Origin of the sequence: Streptomyces sp. ISL-36 (assembly GCF_018614205.1) — a bacterium.
GTDB lineage: Bacteria > Actinomycetota > Actinomycetes > Streptomycetales > Streptomycetaceae > Streptomyces.
Genome location: NZ_JAGGOS010000001.1, coordinates 39,702 through 54,775 on the forward strand (window position 1 = coordinate 39,702; position 15,074 = coordinate 54,775).

The 15,074-nt window shown below is 71.8% G+C and carries 14 protein-coding genes; 11 read left to right on the forward strand and 3 right to left on the reverse strand.

Annotation, left to right across the window (positions count from 1 at the left end; all coding sequences use genetic code 11):
- Window positions 1-139: 139 nt before the first annotated feature.
- The 4 genes from J7E93_RS00195 to J7E93_RS00210 are packed head-to-tail and all read left to right on the forward strand — an operon-like array spanning window position 140 to window position 4,279.
- On the forward strand, window positions 140-844 hold the full coding sequence (locus tag J7E93_RS00195; RefSeq protein ID WP_215064890.1) for a peptidase: 705 nt from the start codon (window positions 140-142) through the stop codon (window positions 842-844).
- Window positions 844-1,809 (forward strand): hypothetical protein, encoded by a 966-nt coding sequence (locus J7E93_RS00200; RefSeq protein WP_251065807.1) that lies wholly within the window; start codon window positions 844-846, stop codon window positions 1,807-1,809. Before J7E93_RS00195 ends, J7E93_RS00200 begins: the two co-directional genes overlap by 1 nt.
- Window positions 1,806-2,933, forward strand: a complete 1,128-nt coding sequence (locus tag J7E93_RS00205; protein ID WP_251065808.1) for a hypothetical protein — start codon at window positions 1,806-1,808, stop codon at window positions 2,931-2,933. Before J7E93_RS00200 ends, J7E93_RS00205 begins: the two co-directional genes overlap by 4 nt.
- A 14-nt stretch (window positions 2,934-2,947) precedes the next feature.
- Window positions 2,948-4,279, forward strand: a complete 1,332-nt coding sequence (locus J7E93_RS00210; RefSeq protein ID WP_215064891.1) for a hypothetical protein — start codon at window positions 2,948-2,950, stop codon at window positions 4,277-4,279.
- 104 nt (window positions 4,280-4,383) lie between these two features.
- Here J7E93_RS00210 and J7E93_RS00215 read toward each other — a convergent pair whose 3' ends face one another.
- Window positions 4,384-5,904 (reverse strand): peptide MFS transporter, encoded by a 1,521-nt coding sequence (locus J7E93_RS00215; RefSeq protein ID WP_215064892.1) that lies wholly within the window; start codon window positions 5,902-5,904, stop codon window positions 4,384-4,386.
- Window positions 5,905-6,330: 426 nt separating this feature from the next.
- Between J7E93_RS00215 and J7E93_RS00220 the strand changes: the two genes are divergently transcribed.
- Window positions 6,331-7,008 carry a response regulator transcription factor gene (locus J7E93_RS00220; protein ID WP_215064895.1) on the forward strand — a complete coding sequence of 226 codons (678 nt, stop codon included), beginning with the start codon at window positions 6,331-6,333 and terminating at the stop codon, window positions 7,006-7,008.
- A gap of 65 nt (window positions 7,009-7,073) precedes the next feature.
- Entirely contained in the window at window positions 7,074-8,339 is a 1,266-nt protein-coding gene (locus J7E93_RS00225; RefSeq protein WP_215064897.1) for an ATP-binding protein, read from the forward strand.
- A 48-nt stretch (window positions 8,340-8,387) separates the two neighbouring features.
- On the opposite strand, the gene J7E93_RS00230 is transcribed toward J7E93_RS00225, so the two are convergent.
- Window positions 8,388-8,903, reverse strand: a complete 516-nt coding sequence (locus tag J7E93_RS00230; protein WP_215064899.1) for a GtrA family protein — start codon at window positions 8,901-8,903, stop codon at window positions 8,388-8,390.
- A 165-nt stretch (window positions 8,904-9,068) separates the two neighbouring features.
- On the opposite strand from J7E93_RS00230, the gene J7E93_RS00235 reads away from it, so the two are divergent.
- From J7E93_RS00235 to J7E93_RS00250, 4 genes are all read left to right on the forward strand, one after another.
- Window positions 9,069-10,208 (forward strand): 5-(carboxyamino)imidazole ribonucleotide synthase, encoded by a 1,140-nt coding sequence (locus J7E93_RS00235; protein WP_215064901.1) that lies wholly within the window; start codon window positions 9,069-9,071, stop codon window positions 10,206-10,208.
- Window positions 10,205-10,744, forward strand: a complete 540-nt coding sequence (gene purE, locus J7E93_RS00240; RefSeq protein ID WP_215064903.1) for a 5-(carboxyamino)imidazole ribonucleotide mutase — start codon at window positions 10,205-10,207, stop codon at window positions 10,742-10,744. The genes J7E93_RS00235 and purE overlap by 4 nt, the downstream gene beginning before the upstream one ends.
- Window positions 10,741-11,943: a dipeptidase gene (locus J7E93_RS00245; protein WP_215064905.1), complete on the forward strand. Its 1,203-nt coding sequence runs from the start codon at window positions 10,741-10,743 to the stop codon at window positions 11,941-11,943. Before purE ends, J7E93_RS00245 begins: the two co-directional genes overlap by 4 nt.
- 258 nt (window positions 11,944-12,201) lie before the next feature.
- Window positions 12,202-13,137, forward strand: coding sequence for a membrane dipeptidase (locus tag J7E93_RS00250; protein WP_215064907.1), 936 nt, complete (start codon window positions 12,202-12,204; stop codon window positions 13,135-13,137).
- A 257-nt stretch (window positions 13,138-13,394) separates the two neighbouring features.
- Here J7E93_RS00250 and J7E93_RS00255 read toward each other — a convergent pair whose 3' ends face one another.
- Window positions 13,395-14,723 (reverse strand): UDP-glucose/GDP-mannose dehydrogenase family protein, encoded by a 1,329-nt coding sequence (locus J7E93_RS00255; RefSeq protein WP_215064909.1) that lies wholly within the window; start codon window positions 14,721-14,723, stop codon window positions 13,395-13,397.
- 123 nt (window positions 14,724-14,846) lie between these two features.
- Between J7E93_RS00255 and J7E93_RS00260 the strand changes: the two genes are divergently transcribed.
- A partial coding sequence (locus tag J7E93_RS00260; protein WP_215064911.1) for an acyl-CoA dehydrogenase family protein occupies window positions 14,847-15,074 on the forward strand: 228 nt, incomplete at its 3' end.

The following is a 15,074-nucleotide window of genomic DNA, read 5'->3' on the forward strand; positions in this document are numbered from 1 at the left end:
ACCTGTGCGGCCGTCGGCGGTCCTCGTCGACGGAGCACGTATTCGGCCGTCCTTGTGTCTTCCCTCCTCAACGCCCCAGGCGTACCTTGACGCCCAATCTGATAAGCCGTCAGTAACTTTGCGGTGAGGGGTGCTTGAGGTGCCGTACCGGAGGAGAACAGCTCTCGCGCTGGCAGCGGCGGCGGTAGCGGCGGCGGCGGGCTCGGCGGTGCTGGCCTCCGCCCCCGCCGCACAGGCCGCCGTCGTCGACGTGAACTACGCCTGCGAGACGAAGATCGGGCCCAAGAGCGCCGTCTCGCCCGTCGACATCAAGGCCGTCAGGAGCGGAAACGCCTACACGATCACCATGTCCTTCGAGAAGGGCGTCTCCGACAGCCCCGTCGAACTGCCCAAGGGCGTCATGACCCCACGCGCCGAGCTCGTCCTCGGCGGCGCGGACGACGGCACGGTGAAGGTCAAGGGAACGCCGAACACGGCGGCGATCCCGCCCGACACCCCCATCAAGATCGGCCGGTTGACCGGCACGTACACCCCGAAGAAGAGCGGCAAGGTCACCTTCACGGCCGGGGTGCTCACCGTCCACGCCCTGGGGATGGACGCCGCCGTCTGCAAGCCGACGAACAGCCCCAAGCCCTCGCTGGAGCTGGAGGTCACGGCCGCGGGCGGCTCCGGCGGCTCCGGTGACTCGGGGGGCGGCTCCGGGGACACCCCGCCCGCGAGCGGCGGCGAACTGCCCAGGACCGGCCCGCTCGACTCCGCGACGGCGCTCGGCACCCTCGGCGGCACGGTGCTGCTGACCGGCGCGGCCGGGGTGCTCTGGCTCACGCGGCGCACGGCGCGCTGATGCGGGGGGCGTGGGCGGGGATCGCGGCCGCCGCCCTCATGGGCCTGTCCGGAACGGCGGCGGCGGCGCCCTCGCCGGCGTGGACGGCGACCCCCGCCGCGGGCCGGCCGTACGTCTACCTCGAGGGCCCGGCCGGCAGCGTCCTGGAGGACACCCTCTCCCTGACCAACCCGGGCGCGAAACCGCTCACGGTCCGGCTGAGCGGGCAGGGCGGCACTCCGCTCGCCTTCGCCGCGAGGACGGTGACGGTACCGGCGCGGACCCGGGCCGACGTGCCGTTCGCCCTGACCGTGACGGCCGACACCGCGCCCGGCGAACACCGGGGCGCCGTGCGCGCCGAGGCGGCCGGGCGGGAGGTGCGGGTGGCGGTGCACCTGCGGGTGAGCGGGCCGAGCCTGGCGGCGCTCACCGTCGAGAAGGTACGGCTCGACGGCTCGGGCACCCTGCACTACACCCTGGTCAACCGGGGCAACACGCTCCTCGCCCCGCGTCTGTCCGTCCGCGCCGAAGGCGCCTTCGGGACCGTCCTCGACCGCCCTGCCCGCGCCCTGCCGCTCACCCTCCGGCCCGGCGAACGGATCACCCGCAGCGAACCGTGGTCCGACCCGCCCGCCCTCGACTCGGTGACGGTCCACCTGCGGGCCACGGCCCCGGGCGCCGCTCCCGCGACGGCCCGGGCCGAGCGGCTGTTCCTGCCCCTGGGCCCGCCGGTCGCCGTGGCCGGTGTGCTCCTCGCGGCGGCGGCGGTGGTGACGTACAGGATCCGCCGAAGGGCGCGGCCCGGCCCGGAGCCGGGTTCGGACGTGGGCCCGGGCCCGGGCATGGACCCGGAGCCGAGGTCGGACCGCGACCGGGACCCGGACCCGGAGCCGGACCCGGACCCGGACCCGGAGGCGGAGTCGAGGTCCGCGGAACGGTCGGGGGAGCGCCAGATGACCGAGGCGACGGCAGGAGCGAAGCGATGAGCGTGACGGTCACGTCGGCCGGCGGGCGGCCGGCTTCCGGTGTCCGGTACCCGAGTCCGCGCGGGGACGGTACGGCCGTGCGCCCCGCCCTCGCCCCCCTCGGCCTCGTCGTCGCCCTCGCCGCGCTCGTTCTCGCCCTCCTCCCCGCCGCCCCGGCCGCCGCCACACCCGCACCCGCACGCGCACCCGGGCCCACCGTGGCCCTGTCGCAGCAGGAGGGTGGCAAGGGCGGTGAGATCACCGTGAGCGGGGCCGGGTGGAAACCGGGGGCACTGCTCATGCTGCTGATCTGTGGTCAGTCCGCCCCCGGCAAGGGCGTCATCGGCGGCACCAACTCCTGCGCCAACACCGAGGGCCGGGCCGCCACCGTGGACGCCACGGGCGGCTTCAGCCAGAAGATGCCGGTCGCCGAGCCGCCCAAGCCCTGCCCGTGCGTGGTGCACGTGGCCGGGTTCACCGGCCAACAGGACGTCGTCGACGTGGAGTTCACAGTCGCCGGCCACCCGACCGCCCCGCTGCCCGAGGCGTCCGGCGAGGGCCGGCTCGCCGTGCTCGCCTCCGTACGCCTCGACGGGTCCAGCGGCGTTCTGGTCTGGTTCGGCGCCCCCGCCCGGCGCGAGGTCGTCTTCACCGTCGGCAACCTCGGCCAGACCCCCGTCAGGGACCCGGTCTTCCAGGTCGGCACCAGCCACGGCGTCTTCGCGCCGCAGTACGAGGAACGCCAGTGGCGCGGCACCATCGAGCCCGGCAGGAAGGCCCTGATCAGGCTCCCCGTCGAGCTGTCCGCGGGCGCGCACGGCGACTACGAGGTGTCGGTGAAGTACGCCGGCAAAGTCCTGGTCGACCAGCCGTGGGGGGTCGGCCGGCCCTGGGGTGTGACGCTGTTCTGGCTGCTGCTCGCCGTGGTCGTCCCGGCGGCGCTCTTCCGGATCGGTATGGCGGTGGTGGACCGGGTCAGGCCGGGCGCCACCGGCGCCGGTACGGGCCACCGCCGGCGCCGTACCGCCGCACACGCCCCCGGAGCCGCCCCGGACCGGGACGGCCCCACCACCACGGTCCTGCCGTGGTTCACCCCGGACTCCGCACCGTCAGAGAACAGCCCGACGACGAAGGGACATTCGTGAGCACGCAACGGAGGATGAGCGCGGCGGGAGTCGCGCTGATGCTCGGCGGCGCGGGGATCCTGCTGGCCGCCAGCCCCGCCCAGGCCGCCGAGGTCTCGTTCAGGACGGAGTGCATCCCGCCGTCCATCTCCGGTCTGCCGCCGGTGCAGGGCACGACCAAGGTGCAGATCACGGCGCCGGCGGAGGCGAAGGTCGGCGACGAGGTCGAGGTGGTGTGGAAGACGGTCGAGGCCGCCTCCAAGAACCCCGACGTCATCGACCTGGAGAAGGACACGGTGAAGCCGACCGGTGTCATCAAGGTGGGTGGCGCGGCGAGCGGGACGCTGGCCATGGAGGGGCCGCGGCAGAACCCGCCGATCCCGAAGAACAGCCCGATGGTGTTGTCGGACATGAAGGGCAGGCTGAAGCTGGAGAAGGCGGGCGAGATCACGCTGACGCCGGACAAGTACAACATCAACGTCTCCAAGCCGATGTCGACGGACACGAAGTGCTCGCCGAAGGAGACGGTGGCGGTCGGCGCGACGATCAAGGTGACGGACGGCGGGGGCGGCACCACGTCGGGCGGCGGTACGAGCACGTCGGGTGGCGGTACGAGTACGTCCGGCGGCACCACCTCGGGCGGCACCACCTCGGGCGGTTCCACGGCCGGCGGCTCCACGTCCGGTGGCACCACTTCCGGCGGCTCCTCCGGTGGCGGCGGAGGGCAGACCGACTTCGCCGGCAAGGAGGTCGCGGTCCAGTTCTCCTGCCAGGCCCCCGGCCCGGCGAACATCACGTCCAAGGTGACCATCAACGCAAAGAAGAGCGGCGGAAGTTACGCCCTCACCGTCAAGACCGCCAAAGGTGTCATGGACAGCCCGGCCGCCCTCCCCAAGGGGGCCCTCAAGCCCTCGATGGCCGTGAAGATCGGCGGCGCCGACAGCGGTACGGTCACGGTCACCGGACCGCCCAACCCCGCGCCCCTGGAGGCGGGCAAGCCGGTCGACCTGACCGACATGACCGGCACCTACAAGCCCGGGGCCAGCGGCAAAGCCACGCTCAGCCCCGGGAAGCTGACCATCAACGTCTCGCTGGGCGGCTCGCCGATCGTCATCCCCTGCGAGGTCAAGGGCAGCGTCCAGGCGTCCCTGGAACTCGACACGACCAAGCAGGCCGGCGGCGCCTCGGGCGGCGGCGGCACGGCCTCCGGCTCCGGCTCCGGCTCCGGCGGCTCAGGCGGCGGGCTCGCCGAGACCGGCGCGGAGGACGAGGGCGCCCTGCGCGCGCTCGCCCTGGTGGCCGGCACGGTGATCCTCCTCGGCGGCGCGGTGTTCACCTTCACCCCGTGGGCGCGGCTGCGGCGCTGACCCAGGTCGTGTCCGGAAGGTCTCCGGACACTCCCCAGTGCCGAAACGGCGGAGGGCCGCCGCACCGAAACCCGGTGCGGCGGCCCTCCGTGCGAACGGGGACGTCAGTGGACGTTGCCCATCAGCGTCTGGACCTTCTTGCGGTACATGTAGATCGCGAATCCGGCGGCCACCGCGAGGGTGGCCTGCATCGCGATGATGCCCGTGCCGTTGAGGTCCACACCGGCCAGCGAGAGCAGACCGGTGGTGCAGTCGCCCGCGGTGACGGCGAGGAACCAGACACCCATCATCTGGGAGGCGTACTTCTGCGGCGCCATCTTCGTCGTGACGGAGAGGCCGACCGGAGAGAGGCACAGCTCACCGATGGTCTGGATCATGTAGATCGTGACGAGCCACATCGGGGAGACCAGCGTGCCGTCGCCCGCCATGTTCATCGGGACGATGAAGACGAAGAAGGACGCACCGACGAGGACCAGACCCATCGCGAACTTCACGATGGTGCTCGGCTCCTGGTTCTTACGGGCCAGCCACAGCCACAGCCAGGCGAAGACCGGGGCCAGCGCCATCACGTAGAGCGGGTTGAGCGACTGGTACCAGGTGGCGGAGAAGCCGAAGCCGAACACGCTGCCCGCGGTCTTGTCGTCCGCGAAGAGCGACAGGGTCGAGCCACCCTGGTCGTAGATCATCCAGAAGATCGCCGCGGCGACGAAGAACCAGATGTAGCCGTTCATCTTGGACTGCTCGCCCGCGCTGAGGTCCTTGTCCCGCTTGATGCGGACCAGGACGGCGATCGGGATGATCAGACCGGCGAGGGTGAGCGGGACCAGCGCCCAGTTCAGGGTGTACATGCCGAGGGCGACCACGGCGCCGTAGAAGACGGCGATCAGGGCGGTCACCAGGGCGACCTTCGTCAGGATGCCACGGCGCTCCTCGGAGGAGAGCGGGTTCGGGACCAGGCTGCTCTTCGGGCTCAGGTGCCTCGTGCCGAAGAGGAACTGGACCAGGCCGAGACCCATGCCGACGGCGGCCAGGGCGAAGCCGAGGTGCCAGTTGACTTCCTTGCCGACCGTGCCGATCACGAACGGAGCGACGAAGGCACCGAGGTTGATGCCGATGTAGAAGAGGGTGAAGCCGCCGTCACGGCGCGGGTCCTCGGGACCGTCGTAGAGGTGGCCCACCATCGTGGAGATGTTGGCCTTCAGCAGACCGGAGCCCACCGCGACCAGCGCCAGTCCGACGAAGAACATCGCCTGGCCGGGGAGGGCCAGCGCGACGTGACCACCCATGATCACGAAGCCGGCGATGGCGACGGTCTTGCGGGCGCCCCAGACGCGGTCGCCGAACCAGCCACCGGGCATGGCCATCAGGTAGACCATGGAGACGTACACCGAGTAGATGGCCGTGGCCATCGCCGCGTCCATCGCCAGGCCGCCGCCCTGGCTGCCCTTGGCGGCGTCGACGCCGCCCGACACGATGTAGTACACGAGAAGGGCGCGCATGCCGTAGTAGGAGAAGCGCTCCCACATCTCGGTCATGAAGAGAGTGGCCAGGCCGCGGGGGTGGCCGAAGAACGTCTTCTCGGAACCGGGGGTTCCGGACGAAGCCTTCGTCAGGCTGGACGCCATGTCGATCCTTGCTCTGTCGGGACGCGCGCTTTGTGAGCGTGGTGCGCCCGGTGGGGGAGGCCGGCACCGACGGAAGTGTTTGCACCTCGCCGGGATCCACGCCCCGCGCGCACCTTCATGCCACGGGACCCGGCCCACAGGTCGTTCACCGTCCTCAAGGTTGGCGGAGCCGACCTCGCGCAGAGAAGAGACCTTTGGCGCACGAAGCGTGCCAAAGGTCCCCGTTTACCGCTACAGACGTCTCGCCACCATACGACACGACAGTGGCGGATATGGAAGGACTTGAGAGATGGATCACAGGTGACGATGGAACCACTGACCGTCAATCGAAGGTCATGTGCAGGTTGGCCGCCTTGATCCCCAGGGTAGACGGGCACCCTGTGGATCTTGCCCCGGGCCGTCCCCCGTGCGGACTACCATCACCCCATGACCCGTGTACTGCTCGCCGAGGACGACGCATCCATCTCGGAACCGCTGGCCCGCGCCCTGCGGCGGGAGGGGTACGAGGTCGAGGTGCGCGAGGACGGACCCACCGCCCTCGACGCCGGACTCCAGGGCGGGGTCGACCTCGTCGTCCTCGACCTGGGCCTGCCCGGCATGGACGGCCTGGAGGTCGCCCGGCGGCTGCGCTCCGAGGGGCACACGGTTCCGATCCTGGTCCTGACCGCCCGCGCCGACGAGGTCGACACCGTGGTCGGGCTCGACGCCGGCGCCGACGACTACGTCACCAAGCCCTTCCGCCTCGCCGAGCTGCTCGCCCGGGTCCGGGCCCTGCTGCGGCGCGGCGCCACCGAGCCGGCCGCCCCGCCCGCGACGCACGGGGTCCGCATCGACGTCGAGTCCCACCGCGCCTGGATGGGCGACGAGGAGCTCCAGCTCACGGCGAAGGAGTTCGACCTGCTGCGGGTCCTCGTCCGCGACGCGGGCCGGGTCGTCACCCGGGACCAGCTGATGCGCGAGGTCTGGGACACCACCTGGTGGTCGTCGACCAAGACCCTCGACATGCACATCTCCTGGCTCAGGAAGAAGCTCGGCGACGACGCCGCCAACCCGCGCTACATCGCCACGGTCCGGGGCGTCGGCTTCCGCTTCGAGAAGAGCTGACGAGCGGCGGGGCCCCGTAGGCTCGACGCGTCCGTCGTGTCACCCCGCCCGCCCGGAGGGCCCCCGTGCGTCGCCGTCTGATCAACTCCACGCTCGCCGTGGTGCTCGTCGTCATCTCGGTGTTCGGGGTCTCCCTCGTCATCGTCGAGACGCGGACCATCTCCAGCAGCGCCCAGGAGAGCGTGGACTCCGAGGCCCTGCGCCTGGTCTCCATCGTCGACAGCCGGCTCATCGGCGGGGAGCCCGTCAACCCGGACATCCTCTCCGAGCAGAGCGGCGCCAAGCGGTACGCCCTGATCGAGATCCCCGGCCGCGAGCCCATCGAGATCGGCGTCCGGCCCGAGGGCAGCGTCATCCGCTCCACCGCGCAGGGCGAGCGCGGCGAGACGGTGACCGTCGAGGAGTCCCGCTCCACGATCACGGCCGAGGTCGGCCGCACGCTCCTGATCATCGGGGCCGTGGCGCTGCTGGCCGTCGTGGCCGCCGTCCTGCTCGCCGTACGGCAGGCGAACCGGCTGGCGTCCCCGCTGACGGACCTCGCCGAGACCGCCGAGCGCCTCGGCTCGGGCGACCCCCGCCCGCGCCACAAGCGGTACGGGGTGCCGGAGCTCGACCGGGTCGCGGACGTCCTGGACGCCTCGGCCGAGCGGATCGCCCGGATGCTCACCGCCGAGCGCCGGCTGGCCGCGGACGCCTCCCACCAGCTCCGTACGCCGCTGACGGCCCTCTCCATGCGCCTGGAGGAGGTGGCGGTCGCGGGCGACCTCGACACGGTCAGGGAGGAGGCGACGATCGCGCTGACGCAGGTCGAGCGGCTCACCGACGTCGTCGAGCGGCTGCTCACCAACGCCCGCGACCCGCGCACGGGCTCCGCCATCGCCTTCGACCTCGACGAGGTCGTCAAGCAGCAGATCGAGGAGTGGCGCCCCGCCTACCGCAGCGCGGGCCGGGCCATCGTCCACTCCGGCAAGCAGGGCATGCGCGCGGTCGGCACCCCGGGCGCCGTCGCCCAGGTCCTGGCCGCGCTGATCGAGAACTCGCTCATGCACGGTGGCGGCACCGTCGCCCTGCGTACCCGGGTCACCGGCAACCAGGCCGTGATCGAGGTCACCGACGAGGGCCCGGGCGTCCCGGCCGATCTCGGCGCGCGTATTTTCGAGCGGACCATCAGCGGCCGCAACTCCACGGGCATCGGCCTCGCCGTGGCCCGCGACCTGGCGGAGGCGGACGGCGGCCGGCTGGAGCTGCTGCAGCAGCAGCCCCCGGTGTTCGCGCTCTTCCTGGGCCGCGAGGTCAGAAGCCGCAGGGACCAGGAACGCCCGGTCCGCTAGGGGCGGCCGGGCGCTGAAGGTGAGGCGGGGAGGGGGAGCGGGGGAGGGTCAGACCCGGTCCGGCTGCTTCCTGGACGCCTGGCGAGGCGTCTGCTCCAGGAACGATTCGGCGGTCTGCACGGCTTCCTTGGCCGGCAGCGTACGGAACACCCAGGTCCGGTACGACCAGAAACGGAACAGCGTCGCGACGCCGATGCCGAAGAACTTGAAGAAGTTGCTCTGCAGCGGGGTGTCCCAGCCGAACCCGTACGTCGCCGCGTACAGGATCCCGTTCTGGATCACCAGCCCGGCGACGCTGAAGAGCAGGAAGAGGCTCAGCTCCTTCGTACGGCTGCTCTTGTCGCGGTCCCGGTATGTGAAGTACCGGAAGCCGAGGTAGTTGAAGACGATCGCCACGACCGTGGCGATGATGCTCGCCCGCACCACCGGCACTTCCGTGAAGTGGCGCACGAGATTGAACACTCCGAGGTCCACCAAGAGCCCGACACCACCCACCGCGCCGAACTTGGCGAACTCGCGTGCGAGCTGGTCGAGCCGCACGCGCAGCACGCTTCGTTTACTCATGGTGATTGCAGCCCCTGCCATTCGGACGATGTCAACCAAGCCATGCTAACCAGCCCGTCCGGCAGCCGCCTGGGGACGTCGTAAACCAGCGGGACAGGGGAGGGGTCGACTGTGGCAAAGCACAGGCGGCCGAAGGTCGCCGCGTCGTGCGGATACCCTAAGAGGGTGACGTTCCCGGTAGTCGGCATGGTCGGTGGCGGTCAGCTCGCCCGTATGACCCACGAGGCGGGCATCCCCCTCGGCATCAAGTTCAAGCTGCTCAGTGACAGCCCGCAGGATTCGGCGGCGCAGGTGGTGAGCGAGGTCGTCATCGGCGACTATCGCGACCTGGCTACGCTGCGTGACTTCGCGCGCGGATGTGACGTGATCACCTTCGATCACGAACACGTCCCGACCGAACACCTGAGGGCCTTGGAGGCGGACGGCATCCCCATCCGTCCGGGGCCCGACGCGCTGGTGCACGCCCAGGACAAGGGGGTGATGCGCGCCAGACTCGACGAGATCGGGGCGCCGAGCCCACGCCACCGGATCGTCGCCGATCCGGCGGACGCGGCCGCCTTCGCCGCCGAGGTGGGCGGCTTCCCGATCATCCTCAAGACCGTGCGCGGCGGCTACGACGGCAAGGGCGTCTGGTTCGTCCGGACCGAGGAGGACGCCCGCGACCCGTTCCAGGCCGGTGTGCCGGTCCTCGCGGAGGAGAAGGTCGACTTCGCGCGCGAGCTCGCCGCGAACATCGTCCGCTCCCCGCACGGCCAGGCCGTCGCCTACCCGGTCGTCGAGTCCCGGCAGGTCGACGGGGTCTGCGACACGGTCATCGCACCGGCGCCGGACCTCTCGGACGAGCTGGCGGGCCAGGCGCAGGAGCTGGCGCTGCGGATCGCCAAGGAGCTCGACGTCGTCGGCCATCTGGCCGTCGAGCTCTTCGAGACCACCGACGGGCGGATCCTCGTCAACGAGCTCGCCATGCGCCCCCACAACTCCGGCCACTGGACCCAGGACGGCGCGATCACCTCGCAGTTCGCCAACCACGTCCGGGCCGTCCTCGACCTGCCGCTCGGCGATCCGCGCCCGCGCGCGACGTGGACGGTCATGTGCAATGTGCTGGGCGGGGACTACCCGGACATGTACTACGCGTACCTGCATTGCATGGCCCGCGACCCTCAGCTGAAGATCCATATGTACGGCAAGGATGTGAAGCCCGGCCGCAAGGTGGGGCACGTCAACACCTACGGCGACGACCTGGACGACGTGCTGGAGCGCGCGCGCCACGCCGCCGGCTATCTGCGAGGAACGATCACCGAATGAGCACCAGCCACGACGCGAGCCCCCTCGTCGGCATCGTCATGGGATCCGACTCCGACTGGCCCGTCATGGAGGCCGCGGCACAGGCCCTGGACGAGTTCGAGATCGCGTACGAGGTCGACGTCGTCTCCGCGCACCGCATGCCGCGCGAGATGATCGCGTACGGCGAGGAGGCCGCCGAGCGCGGCCTGAAGGCGATCATCGCGGGCGCGGGCGGCGCCGCCCACCTGCCGGGCATGCTCGCCTCGGTCACCCCGCTCCCGGTGATCGGCGTGCCGGTCCCGCTGAAGTACCTCGACGGCATGGACTCGCTCCTGTCCATCGTGCAGATGCCGGCCGGTGTGCCGGTGGCGACGGTGTCCGTCGGCGGCGCGCGCAACGCGGGCCTGCTCGCCGCCCGGATCCTCGCCGCCCACGACCCCGAACTGCTCGGCCGGATGCGCGACTTCCAGCAGGAGCTGAACGACCAGGCGAGCGAGAAGGGCAAGCGGCTGCGGACCAAGGTCGAGGGCTCGGAGTCCTTCGGATTCGCCCGGTGACCGCCGCTGACCGCCTCGCGGAGGCGCGCGAACTGCTCAGGTCCGCGCCCGTCGTCGACGGTCACAACGACCTTCCGTGGGCGCTGCGCGAGCATGTCCGCTACGACCTGGACCGCCTCGACATCGCGGCCGACCAGACCGGCGCGCTCCACACCGACCTGGCCCGGCTGCGGGCGGGCGGCGTCGGCGCCCAGTTCTGGTCGGTGTACGTCCCCTGCCACCTGACCGGGGACGAGGCGGTCAGCGCGACCCTGGAGCAGATCGACATCGTCGACCAGCTCCTCGTCCGGTACGCGGGGGAGCTCGCGCCCGCCCTGACCGCCGACGACATGGAGTCGGCCCGGCGGCAGGGCCGGATCGCCTCCCTGAAGGGCGCCGAGGGCGGCCACTCCGTCAACAACTCCCTCGCCACCCTGCGCGCGCTGCACACCCTCGGCGTGCGCTACATGACGCTCACGCACAACGACAACACGGCGTGGGCGGACTCGGCGACCGACGAGCCGGGTGTCAGCGGGCTCTCGCCCTTCGGCCACGAGGTCGTCCGGGAGATGAACCGGATCGGCATGCTCGTCGACCTCTCGCACGTCGCCGCGACGACGATGCGGGACGCGCTCGCCACCTCCGTCGCGCCGGTGATCTTCTCGCACTCCTCCGCGCTGGCGGTCTGCGACCACCCGAGGAACATCCCCGACGACGTGCTCGCCGCGCTCCCCGCCAACGGGGGCGTCGCGATGGCCACCTTCGTACCGAAGTTCATCCTTCCCGAAGCCGTGGAGTGGACGGCCCGCGCGGACGAGAACATGCGGGCGCACGGGCTGCACCACCTCGACACCACCCCGCGGGCGATGAAGATCCACCGCGCCTTCGAGGCGGAGAACCCGCGCCCGATCGCCACCGCCGCGACGGTCGCCGACCACCTCGACCACATGCGTGAGGTCGCCGGCATCGACCACATCGGCATCGGCGGCGACTACGACGGTACGGCGTTCACGCCGGACGGCCTCGACGATGTCGCCGGCTATCCGAACCTGATCGCGGAGCTGCTCACCCGAGGCTGGTCCCGCGCCGACCTCGCCCGGCTGACCTGGTCCAACGCGGTCAGGGCACTGCGGGACGCCGAGGCGGTCTCCCGCGACCTGCGGGCGACGAAGGGGCCCTCGAACGCGACGATCGAGTCCCTCGACGGACCGTCCTCCTGACGGAGCGTGGCGCCGGCCCCGCTTCGGCGGGGCCGTCGCACGTCCCGGCACGCGTCCCGTCGCGCGTGCCCCGTGACGCATGCCGTGAGGTTCGTCGCGCGCGGTTCGTCGCGCGTGCGACGAGGCCCGTCGAGTGTTCCGGGGGCCCGAACGGACCAGTCCACCGCGAACCCGGACGATGCCGGTGGCACGGTGGACGGTACTGCCTCACCGAACTCGGCGAGGTGGTACTGCCGCACCGAGTTCGGAGTCGCCACCATGGCAGATCTGCTCGACGATCCCCCTGCCCTCTCTGCGACCTGCTCCGCCGCCGGTGAGCGGGACGCCCCTGCGCCTCCCCCGGCTCCCGACGAGTGGGAAGGCGCCCGTGCGCTGCTCGCCGCGCACCCCGTCGTCGAGGGGCGGGCCGCCCTGTCGGAGGAGCTCGACGCCGACGAACTGGCCCCGGAGGATCTCCCGCCCGTCCGTACGGCGGAGGCGGGGGCGCAGTTCTGGTCCCTGCACGGCGACGCCGAGGACGGGGTCGTCGGGACCCTGCGCCGCATCGACGCGATCCGCGCCGTCGTCGCCGCCTGCCCCGAGGAGCTGCGCCTGGCGCACTCCACGGCGGAGATGGCCGACGCCCGCAACTGCGGCCGGGTCGCCGCTCTGCTCGGCCCGGTGAGCTGGGGCGCGCTGGGCGGCTCGCTGGCCATCCTCCGGTCGTACCAGGTGCTCGGTGTCCGGGCGGTGAACCTCACCCGGTTCGACCGCTTCGCCCGCGAGGCCGTACGGGAGATGAACCGCCTCGGTGTCCTCGTGGACCTCTCCGGCGCCGACCTCGACACCGTCTGCCAGACGCTCGCCGTCAGCAAGGCCCCAGCCGTGCTGACCCGTGCCGATCCCGAGACCCTGCCGGACGACGCCCTGCGCCTGCTCGGCCGGAACGGCGCCGTCTGCATGGTCCCGGTGGCCGACGATCCCGCCGTCGCGGCCGACGCACTGGACCGCGTCCACGCCCTGGCGGGCCCGCTCTGCGTCGGCCTCTCCGGTGCGGCGGACCCGACGGCCGGCTACGCGCCGCTCTTCGCCGAGCTGCTGCGCCGCGGCTGGGACGCCGACGACCTGGCCGGCCTCGCCCACGTCAACGCCACCCGCGCACTGCGCGAGGCCGAGTTCCTCTCCCGGGCCGCACGGCTGCGCCGGTCACCCTGACGTGCCGGTCGCTGACGCGGCGGGTGCCCTGCACCGGCGTGTGCCCTGACGCGCCGGTGCGCTGACGCGGCGGTCGCCCTGACGTGCCGGTCGCCTGACGCGGCGGGTGCCTACACGCCGGTGCCCTGACGTGCCGGGTGCCCTGACGCGCCGGTCGCCTGGCGCGGCGTTTGCCTACACGCCGGTGCCCTGACACGCCGGTGCCCCGTCGCCCCCTGTCCGGGGGCGGCGGGGCACCGGCATGTCCCGGCCCTTCCTCACATGCGCGGACGGCCCATCGCGCGGTACATCCACCCCGCCTCGCGCCACAGCGTCGCGTCCAGCGCGTTGCGGCCGTCCAGGATCACCCGCGAGGTCACGACCTCGCCCAGCTCCGCCGGGTCCAGGGCGTCCCGGAACTCGCGCCACTCCGTCAGGTGCAGCACCACGTCCGCGCCCCGCACGGCCTCCAGCGCCGACTCCGCGTACTCCAGCGTCGGGAAGAGCCGGCGGGCGTTCTCCATGCCCTTCGGGTCGTAGACCGTGACCTGACCGCCCTGGAGATGGATCTGTCCGGCCACGTTCAGCGCGGGCGAGTCCCGTACGTCGTCCGAGTCCGGCTTGAAGGTGGCGCCGAGCACCGCCACCCGCTTGCCCAGGAACGAGCCGCCCCCGAGGGCGTCGCGCGCCATGTCGACCATCTGGCCGCGCCGCCGCATGTTGATGGAGTCGATCTCCCGCAGGAAGGTCAGCGCCTGGTCCGCGCCCAGCTCGCCCGCCCGCGCCATGAAGGCGCGGATGTCCTTGGGCAGGCAGCCGCCGCCGAAGCCGATCCCGGCCCGCAGGAACTTGGAACCGATCCGCTCGTCGTAGCCGATCGCCTCCGCCAGCTTGGCGACGTCACCGCCGGCGGCCTCGCAGACCTCCGCCATCGCGTTGATGAAGGAGATCTTCGTCGCGAGGAAGGAGTTCGCCGCGGTCTTCACCAGCTCCGCCGTCGGGAAGTCCGTGACCACGAACGGCGAGCCCGCCTGGATCGGCCCGGCGTAGATCTCGCGCAGCACCTTCTCCGCGCGCTCGCTGCGCACGCCGGCCACGAGGCGGTCCGGGCGCAGGGTGTCCTGCACGGCGAAGCCCTCCCGGAGGAACTCCGGGTTCCAGGCGAGCTCGACGCCCTCCGGCAGCAGCTCCGCCAGGCGCTCGGCCGAGCCGACCGGCACGGTCGACTTGCCGACGACCAGCGAGCCCGACCGCACCACGCCCGCGAGCGAGGCGAAGGCCGCGTCGACGTAGCGCATGTCGCAGGCGTAGTCGCCGTGCTTCTGCGGGGTGTTCACACAGACGAAGTGGACGTCGCCGAAGTCGCCGACCTCTTCCCAGGAGGTGGTGAAGCGCAGCCGCCCGGTGGATCCCTCGATGCCGGCGACGTGCCGGGCGAGCAGCTCCTCGAGCCCGGGCTCGTACATCGGCACCCGGCCGGCGGCCAGCATCTCGATCTTCTCGGGGACGACGTCGAGGCCGAGGACTTCGAAGCCGAGCTCCGCCATGGCCGCTGCGTGCGTGGCGCCGAGGTAGCCGGTGCCGATCACGGTGATCTTGAGGGCCATGCGGTCTCCAGGAGGTCGGGCGGAATGCCTGCCCGAGCATAGTCGGGGCCTGGCCCGGTGCCTGGTCACGCCCTACCATTTCAGTTACTTAACGGTAGTTAGCATGCGTGGGAGTGAATGAGCGTGGCGGGTTCTGCTGATTTCGACCTGTATCGCCCGTCGGAGGAGCACGAGATGCTCCGGGAGACGGTCCGTGCGCTGGCGGAGGCGAAGATCGTGCCGTTCGCGGCGGCGGTCGACGAGGAGGCGCGGTTCCCCCAGGAGGCGCTGGAGGCGCTGGTGGCGGCGGATCTGCAGGCGGTGCACGTGCCGGAGTCGTACGGGGGTGCTGGGGCGGACGCGCTGGCGACG

What these genes read in the sequence shown, in the direction of transcription:
- J7E93_RS00215 (WP_215064892.1), bottom strand. Translation starts at nt 5,904, where the DNA reads ATGGCGTCCAGCCTGACGAAGGCTTCGTCCGGAACCCCCGGTTCCGAG.
- J7E93_RS00255 (WP_215064909.1), bottom strand. Translation starts at nt 14,723, where the DNA reads ATGGCCCTCAAGATCACCGTGATCGGCACCGGCTACCTCGGCGCCACG.
- J7E93_RS00200 (WP_251065807.1), top strand. Translation starts at nt 844, where the DNA reads ATGCGGGGGGCGTGGGCGGGGATCGCGGCCGCCGCCCTCATGGGCCTG.
- J7E93_RS00210 (WP_215064891.1), top strand. Translation starts at nt 2,948, where the DNA reads ATGAGCGCGGCGGGAGTCGCGCTGATGCTCGGCGGCGCGGGGATCCTG.
- J7E93_RS00205 (WP_251065808.1), top strand. Translation starts at nt 1,806, where the DNA reads ATGAGCGTGACGGTCACGTCGGCCGGCGGGCGGCCGGCTTCCGGTGTC.
- J7E93_RS00230 (WP_215064899.1), bottom strand. Translation starts at nt 8,903, where the DNA reads ATGAGTAAACGAAGCGTGCTGCGCGTGCGGCTCGACCAGCTCGCACGC.
- J7E93_RS00250 (WP_215064907.1), top strand. Translation starts at nt 12,202, where the DNA reads ATGGCAGATCTGCTCGACGATCCCCCTGCCCTCTCTGCGACCTGCTCC.
- purE (WP_215064903.1), top strand. Translation starts at nt 10,205, where the DNA reads ATGAGCACCAGCCACGACGCGAGCCCCCTCGTCGGCATCGTCATGGGA.
- J7E93_RS00220 (WP_215064895.1), top strand. Translation starts at nt 6,331, where the DNA reads ATGACCCGTGTACTGCTCGCCGAGGACGACGCATCCATCTCGGAACCG.